Origin of the sequence: Streptomyces humidus (assembly GCF_014649655.1) — a bacterium.
GTDB lineage: Bacteria > Actinomycetota > Actinomycetes > Streptomycetales > Streptomycetaceae > Streptomyces > Streptomyces humidus.
This window is the reverse complement of the sequence record NZ_BMTL01000056.1, coordinates 18,276-36,721: the sequence shown is the minus strand read 5'-3', so window position 1 is coordinate 36,721 and position 18,446 is coordinate 18,276. Positions and strand designations below refer to the sequence as shown.

General features: G+C 70.7%; 16 protein-coding genes and 2 pseudogenes. 12 read left to right on the top strand and 6 right to left on the bottom strand.

Annotated elements, in window-relative coordinates:
- Positions 1-176: 176 nt before the first annotated feature.
- Complete coding sequence (locus tag IE239_RS38875) at positions 177-869, top strand: SDR family oxidoreductase (RefSeq protein ID WP_190154158.1); 693 nt, start codon at positions 177-179, stop codon at positions 867-869.
- Between the two features lie 27 nt (positions 870-896).
- On the opposite strand, the gene IE239_RS38870 is transcribed toward IE239_RS38875, so the two are convergent.
- Positions 897-1,094: a hypothetical protein gene (locus IE239_RS38870; protein WP_190154157.1), complete on the bottom strand. Its 198-nt coding sequence runs from the start codon at positions 1,092-1,094 to the stop codon at positions 897-899.
- 143 nt (positions 1,095-1,237) lie between these two features.
- Between IE239_RS38870 and IE239_RS38865 the strand changes: the two genes are divergently transcribed.
- The 5 genes and pseudogenes from IE239_RS38865 to IE239_RS43200 all read left to right on the top strand — a co-directional run.
- Positions 1,238-2,107 carry a helix-turn-helix domain-containing protein gene (locus tag IE239_RS38865; RefSeq protein WP_190154156.1) on the top strand — a complete coding sequence of 290 codons (870 nt, stop codon included), beginning with the start codon at positions 1,238-1,240 and terminating at the stop codon, positions 2,105-2,107.
- A complete protein-coding gene (locus IE239_RS38860) occupies positions 2,104-2,301 on the top strand; it encodes a DUF397 domain-containing protein (protein ID WP_190154155.1) in 198 nt (65 codons plus the stop codon). Before IE239_RS38865 ends, IE239_RS38860 begins: the two co-directional genes overlap by 4 nt.
- Positions 2,302-3,019: 718 nt before the next feature.
- Complete coding sequence (locus IE239_RS38855) at positions 3,020-3,265, top strand: hypothetical protein (RefSeq protein ID WP_190154154.1); 246 nt, start codon at positions 3,020-3,022, stop codon at positions 3,263-3,265.
- Positions 3,262-4,572 (top strand): globin domain-containing protein, encoded by a 1,311-nt coding sequence (locus IE239_RS38850; RefSeq protein ID WP_190154153.1) that lies wholly within the window; start codon positions 3,262-3,264, stop codon positions 4,570-4,572. The genes IE239_RS38855 and IE239_RS38850 overlap by 4 nt, the downstream gene beginning before the upstream one ends.
- Before the next feature lie 24 nt (positions 4,573-4,596).
- A pseudogene (locus IE239_RS43200) lies at positions 4,597-4,817 on the top strand (IS5/IS1182 family transposase); the annotation flags it as partial.
- Positions 4,818-4,870: 53 nt separating this feature from the next.
- On the opposite strand, the gene IE239_RS38845 reads toward IE239_RS43200, so the two are convergent.
- A complete protein-coding gene (locus tag IE239_RS38845) occupies positions 4,871-5,500 on the bottom strand; it encodes a helix-turn-helix transcriptional regulator (RefSeq protein ID WP_190154152.1) in 630 nt (209 codons plus the stop codon).
- A gap of 97 nt (positions 5,501-5,597) precedes the next feature.
- Between IE239_RS38845 and IE239_RS38840 the strand changes: the two genes are divergently transcribed.
- Both IE239_RS38840 and IE239_RS38835 read left to right on the top strand, forming a co-directional pair.
- Positions 5,598-6,302 (top strand): ABC transporter ATP-binding protein, encoded by a 705-nt coding sequence (locus IE239_RS38840; RefSeq protein WP_229878701.1) that lies wholly within the window; start codon positions 5,598-5,600, stop codon positions 6,300-6,302.
- 5 nt (positions 6,303-6,307) lie between these two features.
- Entirely contained in the window at positions 6,308-9,133 is a 2,826-nt protein-coding gene (locus IE239_RS38835) for an FtsX-like permease family protein (RefSeq protein ID WP_190154151.1), read from the top strand.
- A 140-nt stretch (positions 9,134-9,273) separates the two neighbouring features.
- Here the strand turns inward: IE239_RS38835 and IE239_RS38830 are convergent.
- Positions 9,274-9,528: pseudogene (locus IE239_RS38830) on the bottom strand (transposase); the annotation flags it as partial.
- 149 nt (positions 9,529-9,677) lie between these two features.
- The gene (locus IE239_RS38825) at positions 9,678-10,862 is read right to left on the bottom strand and encodes a cellulose binding domain-containing protein (RefSeq protein WP_190154150.1); all 1,185 of its coding nucleotides are present in this window, start codon (positions 10,860-10,862) and stop codon (positions 9,678-9,680) included.
- Positions 10,863-11,451: 589 nt separating this feature from the next.
- On the opposite strand from IE239_RS38825, the gene IE239_RS38815 reads away from it, so the two are divergent.
- Entirely contained in the window at positions 11,452-11,643 is a 192-nt protein-coding gene (locus tag IE239_RS38815) for a hypothetical protein (RefSeq protein ID WP_190154149.1), read from the top strand.
- Here the strand turns inward: IE239_RS38815 and IE239_RS38810 are convergent.
- Both IE239_RS38810 and IE239_RS38805 read right to left on the bottom strand, forming a co-directional pair.
- A complete protein-coding gene (locus tag IE239_RS38810) occupies positions 11,637-12,029 on the bottom strand; it encodes a type II toxin-antitoxin system death-on-curing family toxin (protein ID WP_190154148.1) in 393 nt (130 codons plus the stop codon). The two genes, IE239_RS38815 and IE239_RS38810, sit on opposite strands and share 7 nt — an antisense overlap.
- The gene (locus IE239_RS38805) at positions 12,026-12,220 is read right to left on the bottom strand and encodes a ribbon-helix-helix protein, CopG family (RefSeq protein WP_007445201.1); all 195 of its coding nucleotides are present in this window, start codon (positions 12,218-12,220) and stop codon (positions 12,026-12,028) included. The genes IE239_RS38810 and IE239_RS38805 overlap by 4 nt, the downstream gene beginning before the upstream one ends.
- 385 nt (positions 12,221-12,605) lie before the next feature.
- Here IE239_RS38805 and IE239_RS38800 point away from each other — a divergent pair, with 385 nt between their 5' ends.
- Genes IE239_RS38800 through IE239_RS38790 form a run of 3 tightly spaced genes read left to right on the top strand, consistent with a single transcriptional unit; the run spans position 12,606 to position 18,440 of the window.
- Positions 12,606-13,025 carry a hypothetical protein gene (locus IE239_RS38800; RefSeq protein WP_190154147.1) on the top strand — a complete coding sequence of 140 codons (420 nt, stop codon included), beginning with the start codon at positions 12,606-12,608 and terminating at the stop codon, positions 13,023-13,025.
- Positions 13,015-13,668: a hypothetical protein gene (locus IE239_RS38795; protein WP_190154146.1), complete on the top strand. Its 654-nt coding sequence runs from the start codon at positions 13,015-13,017 to the stop codon at positions 13,666-13,668. Before IE239_RS38800 ends, IE239_RS38795 begins: the two co-directional genes overlap by 11 nt.
- A 2-nt stretch (positions 13,669-13,670) precedes the next feature.
- Positions 13,671-18,440: a putative T7SS-secreted protein gene (locus tag IE239_RS38790; protein WP_190154145.1), complete on the top strand. Its 4,770-nt coding sequence runs from the start codon at positions 13,671-13,673 to the stop codon at positions 18,438-18,440.
- Positions 18,441-18,446 lie beyond the last annotated feature (6 nt).

Here is an 18,446-nt window from a genome sequence, read left to right as displayed (position 1 = left end):
ACGCGGTGTCCACCACCCGCCTGCGATTCTCCTCCGCCTGCGCCTGCGATACGCGGCCCATGACCACCTCCCATTTGGATGTCGACTGGCATCTATCATAGACCCGTGTTTAGATTGCACCCATAATCTAAACAGTTGCGGGTGGCCGACTGCACCCGCCACGACGAGGAGCGAGCATGGAACTGAAGAACGCGGTCGCGGTCGTCACCGGCGCCAATCGGGGCTTCGGGCGGCACTTGGCCGCCCAGCTCGTCGAGCGCGGCGCGAAGGTGTACGGCGCGGCCCGACGCCCCGAGACGGTCGACGTGCCGGGCGTCGTCCCGCTGCGGCTGGACGTCACGGACGAGGCGTCGATACGAGAGGCGGCGCGCGTGGCGTCCGACGCGACACTGCTGATCAACAACGCGGGCATCTCCACCGGCGCGTCGCTGATCGGAGGAGACCTGACCGAGGTGCGCCGGGAGATGGAGACCAACTTCTTCGGCCCGCTCGCCGTGACCCGGTCCTTCGTCCCGGTCATCGAGGGCAACGGCGGCGGGGCCGTGCTCAACGTCCTGTCCGCCCTGTCCTGGTTCCACCCGGCAGGACTCGGCTCCTACGCCGCGTCCAAGGCCGCCGCGTGGGCACTGACCGGCGCCACCCGCGACGAGCTGGCGCCCCGCGGCATCACCGTCTCGGCGCTGCACGTCGGCTACATGGACACCGACATGGCCGCCGGCGTGCCCGCCGACCAGAAGGCCGCCGCCGCCGACGTCGCGGCCCGGGCCCTGGACGGCATCGAGACCGGCCTGTCCGAGATCCTCGCCGACGAAACCAGCCGGTACGTCAAGCAGAGCCTGTCGGCGACGCCCCATCCGAACGCGAACTGACGCCCCCTCCACCTGGCACGACCACCTTCACACCCTGTCGCGCGAGGACGCTCGCCCCACGGCACGGAACGCCCGCATGACCTGGCGGTAGAGGGGAGCGTTGGAGGCGGTGAGGTCGACGCCCCGCGGGGTCGAGGTGAAACGCATCTCGAAGGTGCGGCTCAAGTCGTCGCCGGGGCACGTGAGTCGGGAGGCGCTGATGGGGCTGGGGAGTTGGCTCGTCATGCCGACAACGGTGTCTTCGGTCGCGTAGCGTGACCAGTGGTGACGCACCGACGCGGCCGTTGTACGCGTTGTAGCGGTACGGGTACGAGACGCGCGGCGTGACGGGGCCGCCGATGCGGCGTTGAGCCAGGGAGGCGGTAGCGATGACCGAGAGTACGGACGAGAAGGCTGAGACCGTGGCGGCGGAGGACTCGGGTCCGGCGACGGCGGACACGGCCGGCCAGGCCGTGGTCGTCGCGTTCGGGCAGACGATGAAGACGCTGCGGGTGCGGGCGGGCCTGGAGCGCGAGGAGTTCGGACGGCGGATCGGATACTCGGCGTCCACGATCGCGTCGTACGAGCAGGCGCGGCGGATCCCGTCGCCCAGGACCATCGAGCGGGCGGACGAAGTCCTGGACGCGGGCGGGCTGTTGACGGTGTGGAAGGAGCAGGTGGAGCGGGCTCAGTATCCGGTGTTCTTCCAGGGGATGGCGAAGCTGGAGAAGGAGGCCCTTGAGCTGCTCGCGTACGACACCCACGTTCTCAACGGTCTGCTGCAGACCGAGAAGTACACGAGGGCGGTCCTCGACATGCGGCGCCCGGTCCTGGACCAGGAGACCGTCGAGCAGCGCGTGGCAGCCCGGTTGGCCCGGCAGGACATCTTCAGCCGCTGGCCCGCGCCACTCCTGAGCTTCGTGCTCGAAGAAGCGGCATTGCGACACCCCTGGGGAGGCAAGAGCGTGCACCGCGGCCAGTTGGAACAGCTGCTTCTGATCGGCGAGAAGCAGAACGTCGAGATGCAGGTCATGCCTACAGACCGCGAGCACAACGCCGGCGTGGACGGCGCGTTCACTGTCATCACACGCAAAGACGGAATGAGGTTCGTCTATACCGAAGCCCAGGGAACCAGCGCTCTTCAGACCGAGCCGGAGCAGACGACTCTCGCCGCCGCCCGCTATGGGATCATCCGATCGCAGGCTCTCCCCTCGCGAGAGTCACTCGACTTCGTGGAAAGGTTGCTGAGATCGCTATGAACAGCTCTGAGTCCTCGGCCGTCGAACCCGGTCTCGCTTGGTTCACGAGCAGCTACAGCGGGGCCGAGGGTGGCCAGTGCGTCGAGGTCGCGGCCGGTACGGGAGTCGTGCACATCCGTGACTCCAAGACAGCGGCCGGACCGGTCATCCGGGTGTCGCATGAAACGTGGGCGGGTTTCGTCGGGGAGGCCTGACGATCGTACGTCGGGCGGGAGCCCTGCCGCCCGATCCCAGGACGGCAGGGCTCCCGCACGCGCACCGCTGCCTGGGCAGATACGGGCCCTTGGAAGCAACACGGTTGACAGCACTCAGGCAGCGCGGTCGAAGCCTTCGCGATTGTGCGGGCCTTGGCCGCGGTTCAGACGGTCGAAGTGATCGCTTGGGTGACGGCCGTGATCGTCGGGGTGGGGTGGCCGCAGAGGCGTGCCACGAGCACACGGCGGACCTCGGAGGGTGCTCCGTCGACGTGCAGCAGGCTGGTGCGGTCGGAGGCTTCGCAGATGTCCTTGGCCCGCAGCGGTCCCGTCGCCCCGTTGGATCGTCGGTGTGCCGGGCCGAATGCTCTCTCCGCTCGGCTGCGACCTCCGCTCCCGGCCCCGCGATGACGTGTCCCCCGGCGCCCGGTCCGGTTCCGTGGAGCAGCCCTCCGCCAGCCCGTCGGCGTGCCGGCCGCCGTCCTGGAAGTACCGCTTCCCTCTGCCACAACGGCCGTCCGGCCCGGTAACAGGGCCGGACGGCCCTGTTCTGCCGGCTGTCCCCGGTGATGTCCTGCGGACGCGTCGTCCGGTCACGTTCCCAGCCACCGCCCCGAGGGGCAATGGCCCTTTCCGGCCGCGTCGGCCGACGGCCGTTCGGCATGCGAACGGGTGGCGGCCCACGTACCACGACAGAGCCCGACAGGAAGCAGTCCCGATGCACCGCCCAGCCGTCCTCGCCCCAGCCGTCTGTGTCCTTGCCACAGCCGCCGCCATGGTGTCCTTCGCCCGGGGCGCCTGGGTGGGAGTCGTGTGGGTCCTGCTGGCCGGGGTCACCTCCGACATGGCCTGGTTCTACGTCCGCAGGGCGAGGGCCGGGACCGCGGCCACGACGGCGACCGTGACCGGCGCCTGCGCGAACAGCGGGGCGTGCGGCGTGTGCGTGAAGCAGGCCTGCCGATGACCGAGGACTACCACTCCCTGCTCGCCCGTCGCGAGGCGATGCGTCTGCGCGACCGGCTGCTCGCCCCCGCCCCGCGCGCGGGAGCGACGACTTCACCGTCCGGCCGGGCCACGGGGTCGGCGGCCGGACAGGCGGGCGCCTGGGACGGGGCGGCCGACCAGGAACTCATCGTCCGGAACCTGGACCTCGTCACTCCCTTCGGCGAGGTCATCACGCTGCTCTACGAGGCCATGTTCGAGCGGCACCCGTACCTGCGGAAGCTGTTCCCGGACTCGATGGAGTTCCAGCGGACCCATCTTGAGCACGCGTTCCGGTACACGATCGAGAACCTGCACCGGTCGGAACAGCTGGCCGCCTTCTTCACCCGGCTGGGACGCGACCACCGCAAGCTGGGTGTGCGCCCGGTGCACTACCAGGTGTTCGAGGACGCGCTCACCGAGGCGCTCCGCCGCTACGCGGGCGAGCGGTGGCGCGACGACGTGGAACAGGCCTGGCTGCGCATGCTGCGGTTCGTCGTGGCGGCCATGGTGAACGGCGCGGACGGCGCGCTCGCGGAACCCGCATCCTGGGGCTGCACGGTGACCCGCCACGAGCGACGGCGGCCCGATCTCGCCGTGCTGCGGGTCCGCACCTTCGAGCCGTACCCGTACCGGCCCGGACAGTACGCGACCCTCCAGTCCCCGCTGCTGCCCCACGCCTGGCGACCGTACTCACTCGCCCGCGCGTCCGCGCCGGACGGCGAGCTGGAGTTCCACATCCGGCGCACCGGGCCCGGCGGGCTGAGCGACGCCTTGGTGACGCGGACCGGTGTCGGCGACTCGCTGCGGCTGGGCCCCGTCAAGGGAACGATGACCTTGGACGAGGACCCCACTCGGGAAGTGCTGATCGTGGCCGGCGGCACCGGATGGGCGCCCGCCAGGGCCCTGTTGGAGGAACTGGCCGTCCGGCGTCGGCCGGGGACCGGCGCGTACGTCTTCGTCGGGGCCCGGACCGCCGACGACCTGTACGACGCGCCGGCCCTGGCTCGCCTGGAGAACCGCTGCCCGTGGCTGCGGGTGGTCCCGGTGACCGAGGGCCCGGGAGGATCCGAGGACGGCTCGGTGGTGGAGGCGGTCGCCCGGTACGGAGACTGGACCGACTGCACCGCCTACGTCAGCGGGCCGCCCGCGATGGTCATCGCCGCCGTGTACCGGCTGACCGTGGCGGGAGTGCCCGCCGACCGGATCCACCACGACCCGGTGGTCGGCGCGGTCGCGCCCTCCCCTCCGCCGCTGGGGTGGCACACACCCGATGGCTTCCCGGCCTGATGGGGCGGGTTCGTGAGTCTCCGTCTCCCGCACGACCTGCCGCAGAAGAGCGCGACCCGCTACTGCTTCGCCGCCTGACGCGACGACGGGACGGATCAGGCCATCCATGAACTGCCGCGCTGCCAGGCCAGGGAGCGCGCCTGGCGACCGGCGCCCCGACCCTGGTGGTGCTGGACACGCAGAGTGTCCACATGGCTGCCGGCCGCCTCGCCGCGACGAGTGGCCACGATCCGGCCAAGCGGGTGCTGGCTTGGTTCACGTGAAGTGGCCGCGTGCCTCCGAGCGGACTCAAGCGGGCTCAAGCGGACTCGGTACGGTCCTCTCTCATCCCGCCGCGCCCCCCGGCCTCGTCGGTGTCGCCCCGCACCTGTGCGGGTGAGTCCTCCGACGCCTGCGCGCTCTGTGCCGTGGCGAGTGGGCCCAGACGCTGTGCGGCGCTGTCCAGCAGTCCGAGGTCGGCCTTGGTGTGCGCGATGGCGGCGTCGATCAGGACGGCGACCAGCGGCTCGTCGGCGTGGGCCCGGCGCTGCTGTGCCAGGCCCGCGAGCTCGGACAGGTACGTCTGCCGCTGCGACTCGATCAGCGTGGCCAGGGCCTGCGGGCCCAGCGCGACAGCGCCGAGGAGCTTCAGGAACAGCTCGTCGCGGAAACCGCCGACGCGCACCCAGGCGGTGGTCGCCCACGAGCGCAGCTCGGCCTCGCCCGCCTCGGTGAGCGTGTAGAGGTTCTTGTCGGGCCGGTCGGTCTGCGTGACCTGTGAGCGCGAGACATAGCCGTCACGGACCAGCCGTTCGAGGATCTGGTAGAGGTGACCGATGTTCAGGCCACCCCACTGCGGGCCGACGGCCTCCTCGAACCGGGCCTTGAGTTCGTATCCGTGATTCGGTCGCCGGGTCAGCAGCGCGAGCACGGCGTGGTGGAGCGGCATATACGTCCCTTCTACATTGTGACAACATACCCCTGAATTGTCGCAATGCAGGTGCGGCGATGTACGTGCCGCGATGTACGAGGGCGAGGCTTCATCAATGGCTGTGAGCGTGGCGTTGCGCGGGGTGAGCCGTCGGTATCCCGGGCTGACCGCTCTGGACGAGGTCGACCTGGAGGTCGCGGCCGGTGAGGTGGTGATGCTGACCGGGCCGTCCGGCGCCGGCAAATCCACCGTCCTGCATGTGACGGGCGGCATGGACCAGCCCGACGAGGGGCACGTCGAGATCGACGGCACACCACTGGCGCCCCGGGACCTGGACCGTCACCGGCGGCGTATCGGCTTCGTCTTCCAGCGCTTCCACCTGCTGCCCGCGCTGACCGCGCTGGACAACGTGCTCGCCCCCGTCCTGCCGCGCAGAGTGGACTTCGACCGGCGTGCGCGCGGCATGGAGCTGCTCGAAGCCGTCGGCCTGGACCAGCGGGCCGATGCCCTGCCCTCGCAGTTGTCGGGCGGCCAGCAGCAACGGGTCGCCGTCGCACGCGCGTTGATCAACCGGCCGGGACTGTTACTGGCCGATGAGCCCACGGGCAACCTGGACAGCGTCATCGGGCGGGAGATCATCGACCTGCTGATGTCGCTGCGCGAGCGCTACGGGATGACGATGCTGATCGCCACGCACGACGCGGAGGTCGCCGCGGGCGGCGACCGGGTGGTGCGGCTGCAAGACGGCAGGATCACCTCGGACCAGCGCGTCACACCGTCCGGCGACGTGCTGCACCGGCTGGGGGGCCTGCGCCCGTGATGGCGATGATCCTCGATCAGTTACGGCGGCGGCGCGGGCGCGCGCTGGCCCTGGCCGCGGGAATCCTGGTGGCGGCGACCAGTTTCACCCTGCTGACCGCGACGGTGAGCACGAGCCAGGCGACCACCGTGGGCACGGTGCGGAAGAACGCACGGTCCGCGTACGACGTCCTGGTACGCCCGCCCGACTCGCAGACGGACGTGGAGCGGCGGAGCGGTCTGGTCACGCCGAACTTCCTGTCCGGCACGTTCGGCGGCATCACCATGGACCAGTACCGGCGCATCCGCGGCATGGCCGGGGTGGACGTGGCCGCGCCGGTCGCCAACATCGGCTACCTCATGGTGGCGAGCACCGTCGCGGTGGACGTGTCCCGCTTCCTGGACGGCAAGGCGTCCCGGCAGATCCTGCGCATCAGCCCTACCCTCACCTCCGGACTGGGCAGCTACCGCACCTCGGACGAGTACGTCTACCTCACCCGCTCCCCCCTGACGTCGGCATCGGAGTCGGACGGCCTCTTCGAGTCCGACACCCTGGAAGCAGGTGCGGCCGACAAGAGCACCCAGCGGTATCGGATCAAGGGGAAGTACGACGTCTGCTTCTACTTCAACTGGGACAAGACCGCGCAGACCGAGTTCAACCTGACTCTGCCGTTGAAGCCGAACATCATCGCCGAGGACCTCAGGGACAGGTCGCCGTTCGACCCGGACCTGAGTTCGCGGATGAACTGCCAGTCCGGCCAGGACAAGGCCACCATCGACATTCCGGTCAGTTATCCCGTGCTGCTGGCCGCCGTCGACCCGGTGGCCGAGGACCGGCTGGTGGGCCTGGGCGGCACCATCGCCTCGGGCCGGATGCTCACCGAACAGGACAAGCCGTGGAGGGTGTCGGGCGCCAAGAGCGTCCACGGACAGCACGACTCCTACATCCCGGCGCTGCTCAGCGACAACCCGCTGACCACCGGCACACTCGACGCCACCGTCGAGCGGCTCGACGTCGGCGACCCGTCCGAGCTCCCCTCGAAACTGGGCAACCCGACAGCCGGCAGCTTCGTCCGAAGCCTGCACGGCACCACGGTGGGCAAGACCCGGGTCGACCTGAGCAAGGGCTACCGGAAGGCACTGAGCGAGGACTCTTTCGACACCGGGGCCTACTGGACGGTCGGCCCGGTCACCTACCGCCGGACCTCCGACGGCGACCTCGCCGCGCAGCCGCAGCCGCCGCAGAAGCCCAGCCTGTGGATCACCAACTCGAACCGGCAGCCGTTCTCCAACGTCCCCGAGGAGAACCACCAGGGCACCCAGTACCGGAAGGTGACCAGCCACGCCGCCACGGACTGCATCGGACTGGGGACCTGCGACGGTGTGGACTCCGGACGCCTGCCCAATCCCTTCGTCCACCTGGTCGGCCGCTACGACACCGGCAGACTGCCCGGCTTCTCACCCCTGTCCGACACCCCGTTGGAGACCTACCAGACTCCGCAGGTCACTGGTGCGGACAGCGCTACCCGGGCGAGGCTCCGGGGCAAGCCGCTGCAGCCCGACCGCAACCTGGGCGGCTACGTCAGCCCGCCGCCCACCATGCTGACGACGATGGACTCCATCACCGCGCTCACCAGGAGCCGTCGGGTCCCTAGCCTCCAGGACAAGGCGCCGGTCAGCGCGATCAGGATCCGGGTGGCCGGAGTGACCGGCGTCGACACCGCCTCCCGGGCGCGGGTGAACGCGGTGGCCGGGAAGATCCGGGCCACCTACCCCCGGCTCCAGGTCGACGTCACCGTCGGCAGCTCGCCCGCGCCGCAGACGGTGGCGCTGAGTTCCTCGGCGCAGGTGACGGAGCGTTGGGTCGCCAAGGGTGTGGCGCTGCGCATTCTCAGAGCGGTGGACACCAAGAGCGCGGTGCTCTTCGTTCTGGTCCTCGTCGTGTGCGCGCTCTTCATCGGCCAGGCGGCGCTGGCCTCGGTGCGCTCACGTCGCATCGAGATCGGCACGCTGCGCTGCCTTGGCTGGAGCGGGGGCGAGGTGCTGCGCCTGGTCCTCGCCGAACTGGCGGTGATCGGGCTGGCCGCCGGAGCCGCGGGCGCGGTGCTCGCGTACGTGCTGGGCCGGGTGCTGGGACAGCCGGAAGCCGGCGCCAAGTCACTCCTCGTGCTCCCGGTGGCGCTCCTCCTGGCCACGACGGCGGGCCTGATCCCCGCCTGGCTCGCCACCCGGCTGGGACCGATGGAAGCCGTCCGGCCCCCGGTGACGGCGGCCCGCCGCGCCCGCCCGGTGCGTTCGGTGGCCGGACTGGCCGTGCTCAATCTGCTGCGGGTGCGGGGCCGCACGCTGCTGGGTGCGGCAGGGCTGGCGCTGGGAGTGGCCGCCTTCACGGTGCTGCTCGCCCTGACGCTGGCCTTCCGGGGCGAGGTGGCCGGGTCGCTGCTCGGCAGTGCCGTGGTGGCGCAGGCACGTAAGGCCGACTACCTCAGCGTCGCCCTGTCCCTGCTGCTGGGTGCCGCCGGCGCCATCGACGTCCTGGTCATCTCGCAGCGCGAACGCGCCGCCGATCTCGCGGTGTTGCGGGCGACCGGCTGGACCAACCGCGAGCTGGCGAAGCTGACCTTCTACGAAGGAATCGGACTGGCTCTGCTGGGCGGCCTGTCCGGTGCGGTGGCCGGTCTGGCCGGGGTGCTGACCCTCGGCCGGGGCGTGCTGCACGGACACCTGTTCACGGTCGCCGGCGCCGCGCTGCTGGCCACGCTCGCGGCGACCGCCCTGGTGGTGGCCGCTCTGGCGGTGCCGATCCGGGGGCTGTCCCGGATCGCCCCCGCCCACCTGCTCGCCGCCGACTGAGCCGACGCCTCCCTCATGCCAGGACACGCTCCGCGCCGTGAACTTCGGAAAACAGGTCGAGCACACCCGGACGCATCCGAGCAATCCAGCAAAACCGCAGTTCAAAGCACCTTTGGGGCAGGCTCCGGAATCGCCGCGCACTCGTCCGCGATCAGCACCGCGCCCTGGGCGCCGAGGTGTTCGACGGCGTAGGCGTGGATGTCGTCGCGGACGGCGTCGGCGTCCCAGCGGGCCTGGCGCAGCAGCCCTTGCATCGGCCCCAGCCGCGCATGGCCTGCCTGTTCGGCCAGCTGCCGGCAGTCTTTCCGCTCGGCACACGACAGCAGTCCGAGCAGGTGGGCGCGGGCGCCAGCCCGGGGTCCCACTCGGCTGAACCGGCCCTCGCGCCGGGCCATGGCCTGTTCGGTAGCTGCCTGGTCGGCGGCGCCCGTCCCGCACCGGGGCGGGCGCTCCTGATCCGCTCAACGCCACGGCCGCGGCGAGCACTCGGCCGTCCGGGCGCGGAGCCCGGCCGGCCCAGTCCCCACCCGTCGGCACACGGGTGTCAGCAGCCGATCGGCGAGGAGCCGAGGGCAACGTCGTCGAACCAGAGCGTGTCGTCTCCGGTGCCGTAGCTCTCCCAACCCAGGCGCAGGCCGGTGGGACGGGGAGGGGTCGCACGGGCGAGCCACTGCCCGTCGACGTTCTGGGTCGGCACCCCGTCCACCCGCAGTCCCGCGACCTCCTGGTCGTCGACCCACGTGCGCATGGACTGGGCGGTGGTGTCGATCTGGAACCGCAGGCACAGCCACCGGCCGGCCGGCAGCGGCGTGCTGAGTGCGACCCCCGCCGGGCTCTGTTCCGGCAGCGTCGCGTCGTCGGTCTCGCGGTTCCACTGGAGCGCGCCGTTCTGCCCGCCGACGCGCAGCGCCTTGCCGCCCTGCGAGGCGTCCGGCATGGACACGAAGGTGACGTGGCCGGTGGGCAGGGCGGTGGTGTGCCGGACCCGCATGCGGACGTACACCACGGGCCCGACGGAGGACAGGTCACGGGTGGAAGCGGCGAAGACGTGGTTGCAGTAGCCGGCACCGCCGTCGACGCGCAGCGACCTGGTGCCGCTGTAGGCGACGGACCTGTCGACGCTGACCTTCCCCGCGCCCTGACAGTCGGGCGCCGTCGTCTGCCAGGCACCCGAGGGCACGGTGCCGGTCTGGTCCTCGAAGTCGGAGCAGACGGCCGCTCCGGCACATCCGGTCGGCACCGGGTCCGTCGGCGTGGCGGTGGGCGACGCGGTCGGGGTCTCCGTCGGCGTGGGGGTCGCGGTCCCGCCGCACGGCGTGCCGTTGAGGGCGAAGGCGGTGGGGGCCGGGTCGGCGGTGCGCCAGGTGCCCTGGAGCCCGAAGTCCGCGGACGCGCCGGTGGCGAGCACGGCGTTGTGCGCGGCGTTGACGGCGGTCACCGCGCTGCCGGACTGGGTGACCTGCGCGTTCCAGGCGGACGTGACCTGCTGGTCGCCGCTGTACCTCCACTCCAGCCGCCAGCCGTTCAGGGCGGCGCCGAGATTGGTGACGCGGATCTGGGCGGTGAAGCCACCGGTCCACTCGTTGGGGGTGTAGGTGACCGCGCAGCCCGCGGCCGCGCCCTGTGCGCGCGGCGCCGCGAGGGCGGGAACGGCCACCGCGGCCACGGTCATCATCAACGCCCACAGCGGCAGGCAGCGTCGACACACGCGCAATAAGGTCGCGTTCATGACAGCTCTCTCCGAGAAAAGGATGGAGGCGCAGAGAGTGGGAGCGCTCCCAATATGCGAGCGGCGACCTGCGCTGTCAATGCCGCCAGCACCTCCGTTCGCCGGTGCGTCGAGGCGCTCGCGCCCCGCTCGAGGTCGATCACCGCGATGTGGATGACGGCTTCGGGACTTGCGCTCTCCGAGACTGCCGCTTCAGGTGCGACGGCGCCCACCACGCCGTGCTCTGCATCGCCCGGCCGCACAACCTCGCCCTCACCGGATGAACCCTCAAGCCACGCGGCCGACCTCGTCCGAGGCGAGCACCGGTCGCCGTCATCCTCGACATCGCGTCACGAAGGGAAACAGGTCGAGCTACCCACCAGAGCAACAAAACCGCAGGTCAGGAGCCCTTCGCGACCGGCTCCAGAATCGCCACGCACTCCACGTGATGCGTCATCGGATAGGTGTCGGCCTGAGCGAGTGAGGGAAAAGACCAGGTCAGAGCCTCCCCACGGACCCCGGTGCCCCGGTGACCCACGAGGACATCGTGAAAGGCACGATTCCCACCAAGGCGGCTTCCAGCCTCCGGCGGTACGGATCAGATGAGGCAGTGACGACGAAACCGAAGTTCGACGGCGGCTGGTCCGCGACGTTCCTGATCGCTTCCCCCTACGCGGACCGGGTGGAACGGGAGAGGTTCCTCGCGGACATGTTCGGCAGCCAGGACCTGCTGTGGGACTTCCCCGACCTCTTCCGCCACGCACTCCACATGAGGCGCCCTCGCCTCGTCGAACGTCAGTAAACGGGGAACCATGCCGACAGACGTTTGGCGATCGCCGGTACATCGACGTTGTCCTGCGCGACGTCCTCGACGAACGGGCCGGCCACGGAAACGGGCGGCGGGACGGTACTCGCGCTGACGCCGTTGAACCGCAGGAAGACACGCATGGCGAGCCAGGCAGTGCGCTTGTTGCCGTCGATCAGCGCATGGTTGCGGGCGACGGAGTGCAGCAGCGCCGCAGCCTTCTCGTGCAGCGTGGGATACAGCTCGGCCCCGAACACATTCGTACGGGGTCGCTCGATCGCCGACACCAGAAGGCCCATGTCACGCACACTGTGCTCGGTACCGTTGACCGTGCGGGCGATGGCCAGGATCTCGTCGATCTTGATATAGCGCACGCCGGTCACTTCAGGTAGTCCAGGATCTCCGCATCGCTGTCCATGAGCTCGGCCAGGACGTCATCGACCTTCAGCTCGGCCCGGTCCTGGGCGTCGCGGATGGCTTCAATGGCAAGTTCCTGCTTGCTGCGGCCCTCCCGACGAGCCCGCTCGGTGAGCTTCGCGTCAAGGTCGTCGGGGAGCCGGAGTGTCATCGCCATACGGCCATGATACCTGACCGGTATCACGGCTGGCGCGGTCGAGCCGCGTCCCCTGAAGACGTGGGGCCCGAGATAGCGGCTCGCAGCGCCTGAGGGGGTGCAGCAAAGACCTCCGCTGCGAGCGTCATCCGAGCGTCAAGAATCTCCGAACGCCCCTCTGAAGGCGTCGCGCATGCAGGCACCTCACTCACGAACCCGCAGGTCAGCGAGTTACAGAGATCAATCCGACCGCTCGAACCGCTGCACGGAGGGAAACAGGTCGAGCGACGAGTCGCGAACGCGCCCGTCGGCGGCGTCGGACTGATGAGCGTCCGGCGAACCACCGACAGCTGCGCGCACGTCCTGACCTACAGTGCCATCAGTCGCCAACAGCGAGGGAGGGGCTGTGGAGCAGGCAGGGACGGCGCTTGCCGAGCGGATCGCCGAGCAGAGAGCGGGTGTTGGTGATCCTCGGGCGCTGGTCGGCGAGATGCGGCGGTCGGTTCTTCTGGTGCCGACGGCGGACGGCGGCCTGTGGTCGGCGCGGTCGGGCGGGGTGCGGTGGATCTGTGGGTTCACCGACGAGGCGGCGCTGGCCCGGTTCGCCCTGCGGCACGGGCCGGGTGATCAGCCCATGGACTACGCGGCGCTGTTGGGCGCCCGGATCGTCGACGAGGTCGTGCCGTCCCTGGACGAGCCCGCGGGCCTCGCCGTCGACATAGCCACCGAGGACGGGTCGATGTTCTTCCCGCCGGTCGTCGGCATCGTCCCGGACGCGGTCGCCGTCGACGCCGGCATGAGGGAGGGGCGCGGTCATGGGCGGTGAGGGCATGGACATCCGGCTCGGCAGGGAAGCCGTAGCCAAGTTCACCCAGGGCGTGGGCGCGACCATCGACGAGCTCGGTGAACTGGGCGGTGCCACCGGGTCGGTGACGGGCAAGGGGTTCTCGGGATTGTCGATGACCGGGATGGAGGCCGGACATCATGGCCTCTCGGTCGACTTCGAGGACTTCTGCGAGCGCTGGGAGTGGGGCGTGCGCGCCCTGGTCGGCGATGCCAGCGCGCTCGCGAACCGCCTCGGCCTGGCGGCGGGCACCCAGTGGGAACACGACCAGTACGTCGCGGGCGCGCTGAAGGTGGGCGTCAACTCCGTGATGGGCGGCAACCCGCACGCCACCGAGGAGGAGATCACCCGGCAGAACTGGGGCGACGTCATCACTCCGGACTCCCTGGACCCGGACTGGAGCGCCGAGTCATGGGACCGGGCCGGTCAGGAGATGGAGCAGACGTGGAAGGACACCGGCCGCACCGTCCTCACCGAGGGGCAGGGAGGCCGGCGGTCCGAGGTGCTCAACGACGCGCTCGGCATCTCCGACGACGAGTGGAACCAGGCGCTGGACGACACCTTCGGTCCGTCGCCTGAGGAGCGCGCCCAGCAGGCGCAGCAGGGTGAGTCGGGTGGGAACTGACCATGGGTATCGGCGACTTCATCAGTGACATCACGCCCGACTCGGTCGAGGAGGCGGTCGAGGAAGGCGTCGAGTGGGCCGGCAACCGGGTCGAGGACGCCGGGAACTGGACCGCCGACCGGTTGGAGGACGTCGGATGGGATTCCGGTGCGGACTGGGTGCGCGAGAAGTCCCGTTCGGTCGCCGACCGGATGGGTGCCGAAACCGACGAGATGGACCTCGGGCAGACCGAGGACAGGACCAAGCTGATCTACGGCAGCGCCGACAAGCTCAACGCCACCGCGACGAAACTGCGGGCGTTCCGGACGGCGTTCGACGACGCCGGCGAGGGGCTCAGGGGCCTGGACTCCTCGCGGCTCGAAGGCGAGACGGCCGAGGCCCTTCGGACCGCTGTGGGCACCCAGCCGCCCAGGTGGTTCACCGGGGCGGACGCCTGTGAGAAGGCGGCCGCCGCGCTGGAGGCGTTCGCCTCCACCGTCACCTGGGCGCAGGGGCAGGCGCAGACGTCGATCGACAAGTGGAAGAAGGGCGTCAAAGCCTCCGAGGACGCCGCCGACGCCCATCGCAAGAAGGTCGACGACTACAACGCCGCCGTCGACCGCTACAACGCGCAGCCCGCAGACAAGCGTGACCCGGCCTCGCTCCCGCCCAGGCCCGCGGCGACGTTCGACGACCCGGGCAGGCAGCTGATGCAGGAGGCCCAGGACATCCTCGCCGAGGCCCGCAAGCAGCGGAACTCGGCGGCGGAGACCGCGAGCTCCGCGGTCCGCGCGGCCCGCGACCTCGCCCCGAAGAAGCCGTCCTACGCCGAGCAGTTGGGCGACGGCGTCCAGGAGCTGCAGATCATGGGCGACCACGTCGGCGGCGGCATCGTCAAGGGCACGGCCGGCATCGTGAACTTCGTCCGCTCGGTCAATCCGATGGACCCGTACAACATCACCCACCCGGCCGAGTACGCCACGTCCCTCAACAGCCTGGCCGCGGGTCTGGTGGTGGCCGCCAACGACCCCGTCGGCACGGGCAAGCAGATGGTCAGCGATTTCATGAAGGACCCGGCCGAGGGCTTCGGCCGGCTGATCCCCGACCTGGCGCTGACGGCCGCCACCGGTGGAGGCGGCGCCGCGGCGAAGGGTGTCCGCATCGCCGAGGAGGCGTCCGACCTCGCGAAGGCACGCCGACTGCTCGACGACGCCCCCGAGGGCACCCACAACCGGCCTGACGTCGAACGCCCCGCCGACGGCACCGACCCCGTCGACCTCGCTTCGGGCCGGATGTTCCTGCCCCAGACCGATCTGGCGATCCCTGGCATCCTGCCGCTGGTCTTCACCCGCCGCACCGAGTCGGGTTGCACGGTCGGCCGCTTCCTCGGACCGGCCTGGACCTCGACCGTCGATGAGCGTCTGCAGATCGACGCCGTCGGCGTCGTCCATGTCACCGCCGACGGCCTCCTGATCCCGTACCCGCACCCGGTTCCCGGCGCGCCCACCAGGCCGGCATCGGGCCGGACCCGCACCCTGCTGGCCCGCGACACCGACGGCGACTACACGGTCACCGACCTCGACGGCGGCCTGATCTTCCACTTCACCGCCCCGTCAGGCAGCGAACCGGGGGGCGACGGTGTCGCCTGGCTGTCGGGCGTCACCGAACGCAACGGCCACACGATCACCGTCGACCGCGGCGAGGACGGCCTGCCGCTGGCCCTCGTCCACTCGGCGGGCCACCGGGTGAAGCTGTCCGTGACCGACGGCCTGGTCACCGCCCTGTCCCTGGCCGGCGCGGGCGACGACGGCGCCGACCTGCCCTTGATGAGCTACGGCTACCAGGACGGCAACCTCACCACGGTCACCAAGCCGTCGGGCGCCACCACCGCCTTCGTCTACGACGACCGCCGTCGCGTCATCGCCTGGATCGACTCCAACAACAGCCGCTACGACTACCTCTACGACGACCGCGACCGCGTCGTCGCCGAAGGCGGCGAAGCAGGCCACGTCCAGATCACCCTCACCTACACCGGACCCGACCCCGGAACAGGCCACCGCGCCACCACGCTCACCACCGCCGGGGGACACAGCACCCGCCACCTGTTCGGCCCCGGCTGCCGTCTCCTGGCCACCACCGACCCCCTCGGCCACACCACCCGCTTCACCTACGACCCGCGCGGCAACCTCCTGACCCGCACCGACCCGCTGGGCCTCACCACGGCGTTCTCGTACGACGAGGACGGCCGGGTCGTCTCCGCCACCCGCCCCGACGGAAGCGAACTGCGTACCGTGCGCGGCCAGTTCGGCCTGCCGGTTGAGGTCGTCGGGCCGGACGGCACCCGCATGGTCCATGAGTTCGACGAGCGCGGCAACCGCACGGCCGTCACCGACCAGGCCGGCTCCACCACCCGCTACTCCTACGACCGAGCCGGCCGGCTCACCTCGGCCACGGACGCCCTCGGGGCCACGACACGCGTGGTGTGCGACGCGGCGGGGCTGCCCATCGTGGTGACCGACCCGGACGGCGCCGTCACCCGCACGGAGCGGAACGCCCTCGGCAGACCTGTCCGTGTCACCGATCCGGTCGGCGGCGCCACCTGCTTCGAGTGGCACGCCGACGGGCAACTCGCCCGACGCACCGGCCCCGACGGCGCCACCGAGTCGTGGACCTACGACGGCGAGGGCAACCTGCTCACCCACACCGACGCGTCCGGTGGCGTCTCCCGCTTCGAGTACACCCACTTCGACCTGCCGGTCGCACGCACGGGGCCCGACGGCGCCCGCTACGAGTTCGAGCACGACGCCGAGCTACGCCTCAACCGCGTCATCAACCCGCAAGGGCTGACCTGGACCTACGACTACGACGCGGCCGGCGAGATCGTCTCCGAGACCGACTTCGACGGCCGCACCCTCACCTACCGTGTGGACGCCGCGGGCCGGCTCGCCGCCCGCGTCGACGCGCTCGGCGGAACCATCTCCTTCGAGCGTGACCAGCTCGGCCAGGTGATCCGCAAGGATGTCGACGGCCGCGTGACGACCTACGCCTACGACAGGGCCGGGCGCCTGGTGGAGGCAGCCGGACCGGACAGTGAACTGCGCTACCAGTACGACCGTCGCGGGCTCACCAAGGCGGAACTGGTCGACGGCCGCCCCATCCTGTACGCCTGTGACGTCCTGGGCCGCCGTACCCGCCGCACCACGCCCACCGGTCACGTCACCTCCTACGCCTACGGCACGAACGGGCTACCCCACCGCCTGACCAGCGGCGGCCGCCGGATCGACTTCACGCACGACGCGGCTGGCCGGGAGGTCACCCGCGTCTTCGGCGACTCGATCACCATGACCTCCGCCTGGGACGAAGCCGGACGGCTCTCCGCGCAGCACATCACCGCCGGAGGGCGTGCCGTCAACAGCCGCGCGTACTCCTACCGCGCCGACGGTCGCCTGACCGCCGTCGCGGACCGGCTGTCGGGCACCCGCACCTTCGACCTCGATCAGGCGGGCCGCGTCACCGCCGTACACGCCCAGGGCTGGACGGAGCGGTATGCCTACGACGACGCCGGCAACCAGACCTCCGCATCCTGGCCGTCCCGCCACCCCGGCAGCGAGGCCACCGGACCGCGCGCCTACACCGGCACCACCATCACGCGGGCCGGAGACGTCCGCTTCGAACACGACGCTCTCGGCCGGGTCACCCTGCGGCAGAAGACCCGGCTCTCCCGTAAGCCGGACACCTGGCGCTACACGTGGGACACGGAGAACCGCCTCACCTCCGTGACCACCCCCGACGGGGCCCGGTGGAGGTACCGCTACGACCCCCTCGGCCGCCGCAGCGCGAAACAGCGCCTGGCGGCCGACGGCGAGAGCGTGGTCGAGGAGATCCGCTTCACCTGGGACGGGCTCACTCTGTGCGAACAGATCAGCCACCAGCCGGACGCCCCGAACACAGTCGCCCTCACCTGGGACCACCAGGACGTCGTCCCCCTGGCCCAGACCGAGCGCATCCTCACGGCCGACGACCGCCAGGACGAGATCGACCGCCGGTTCTTCGCCATCGCCACCGACCTCATCGGCGCCCCCACCGAACTCGTCGACGAGACGGGCGACATCGCCTGGCGCAGCCGGGCCACGCTCTGGGGCACCACGGCCTGGTCCCGGGACAGCAGCACCTACACACCACTCCGCTTCCCCGGCCAGTACTACGACCCCGAAACCGGCCTCCACTACAACCACTTCCGCCACTACGACCCCGAAACCGGCCGCTACGCCTCCCCCGACCCCCTCGGCCTCGCTCCCGCCCCGAACCCCGTCGCGTACGTGGACAACCCGCACAGCGGGTGCGACCCGCTGGGCCTCATGCCCAAGTACACGAAGGAGGAGCGGGCGCAGAAGCGGATCAACAAGGTCGTGGACGACATCGTCGAGAGAGCACAGGACGGCGGGTTCAGGAAACGCCACGACTACCACGGGGACACCCGGCACGCCTTCAGCGACGAACGGGTCGTCGAGATCCTCAAGAACCCGGACGCCGTGTACCACTCGACGGGCACGGCCGGGACGTTCACCTTCCGACAGGGTGACGACATCGTGGTGACCGACGGCCTCGGCAGCACCCAGGGCCAGGCCATCACGGCGTACGGTCCCTCGGGCATCAAGGGCGAGTCCGGGGCCACGGCGCTCGGTGGGAAACCCACGGACCCCGGCGCCCCGGTGACCCACGAGGACATCGTGAACGGCAGGATTCCCGCCAAGGACGGCCGCTTCCAGCCTCCGGCGGTACAGATCAGATGAGGCAGT

Bases quoted from the DNA above. Each gene is read 5' to 3' on its own strand.
- IE239_RS38805 (WP_007445201.1), bottom strand. From the start codon at position 12,220: ATGGCGATGACACTCCGGCTCCCCGACGACCTTGACGCGAAGCTCACC.
- IE239_RS38850 (WP_190154153.1), top strand. From the start codon at position 3,262: ATGACCGAGGACTACCACTCCCTGCTCGCCCGTCGCGAGGCGATGCGT.
- IE239_RS38790 (WP_190154145.1), top strand. From the start codon at position 13,671: ATGGGTATCGGCGACTTCATCAGTGACATCACGCCCGACTCGGTCGAG.
- IE239_RS38860 (WP_190154155.1), top strand. From the start codon at position 2,104: ATGAACAGCTCTGAGTCCTCGGCCGTCGAACCCGGTCTCGCTTGGTTC.
- IE239_RS38875 (WP_190154158.1), top strand. From the start codon at position 177: ATGGAACTGAAGAACGCGGTCGCGGTCGTCACCGGCGCCAATCGGGGC.
- IE239_RS38835 (WP_190154151.1), top strand. From the start codon at position 6,308: ATGATCCTCGATCAGTTACGGCGGCGGCGCGGGCGCGCGCTGGCCCTG.
- IE239_RS38855 (WP_190154154.1), top strand. From the start codon at position 3,020: ATGCACCGCCCAGCCGTCCTCGCCCCAGCCGTCTGTGTCCTTGCCACA.
- IE239_RS38870 (WP_190154157.1), bottom strand. From the start codon at position 1,094: ATGACGAGCCAACTCCCCAGCCCCATCAGCGCCTCCCGACTCACGTGC.
- IE239_RS38825 (WP_190154150.1), bottom strand. From the start codon at position 10,862: ATGAACGCGACCTTATTGCGCGTGTGTCGACGCTGCCTGCCGCTGTGG.
- IE239_RS38840 (WP_229878701.1), top strand. From the start codon at position 5,598: ATGGCTGTGAGCGTGGCGTTGCGCGGGGTGAGCCGTCGGTATCCCGGG.
- IE239_RS38795 (WP_190154146.1), top strand. From the start codon at position 13,015: ATGGGCGGTGAGGGCATGGACATCCGGCTCGGCAGGGAAGCCGTAGCC.
- IE239_RS38845 (WP_190154152.1), bottom strand. From the start codon at position 5,500: ATGCCGCTCCACCACGCCGTGCTCGCGCTGCTGACCCGGCGACCGAAT.
- IE239_RS38865 (WP_190154156.1), top strand. From the start codon at position 1,238: ATGACCGAGAGTACGGACGAGAAGGCTGAGACCGTGGCGGCGGAGGAC.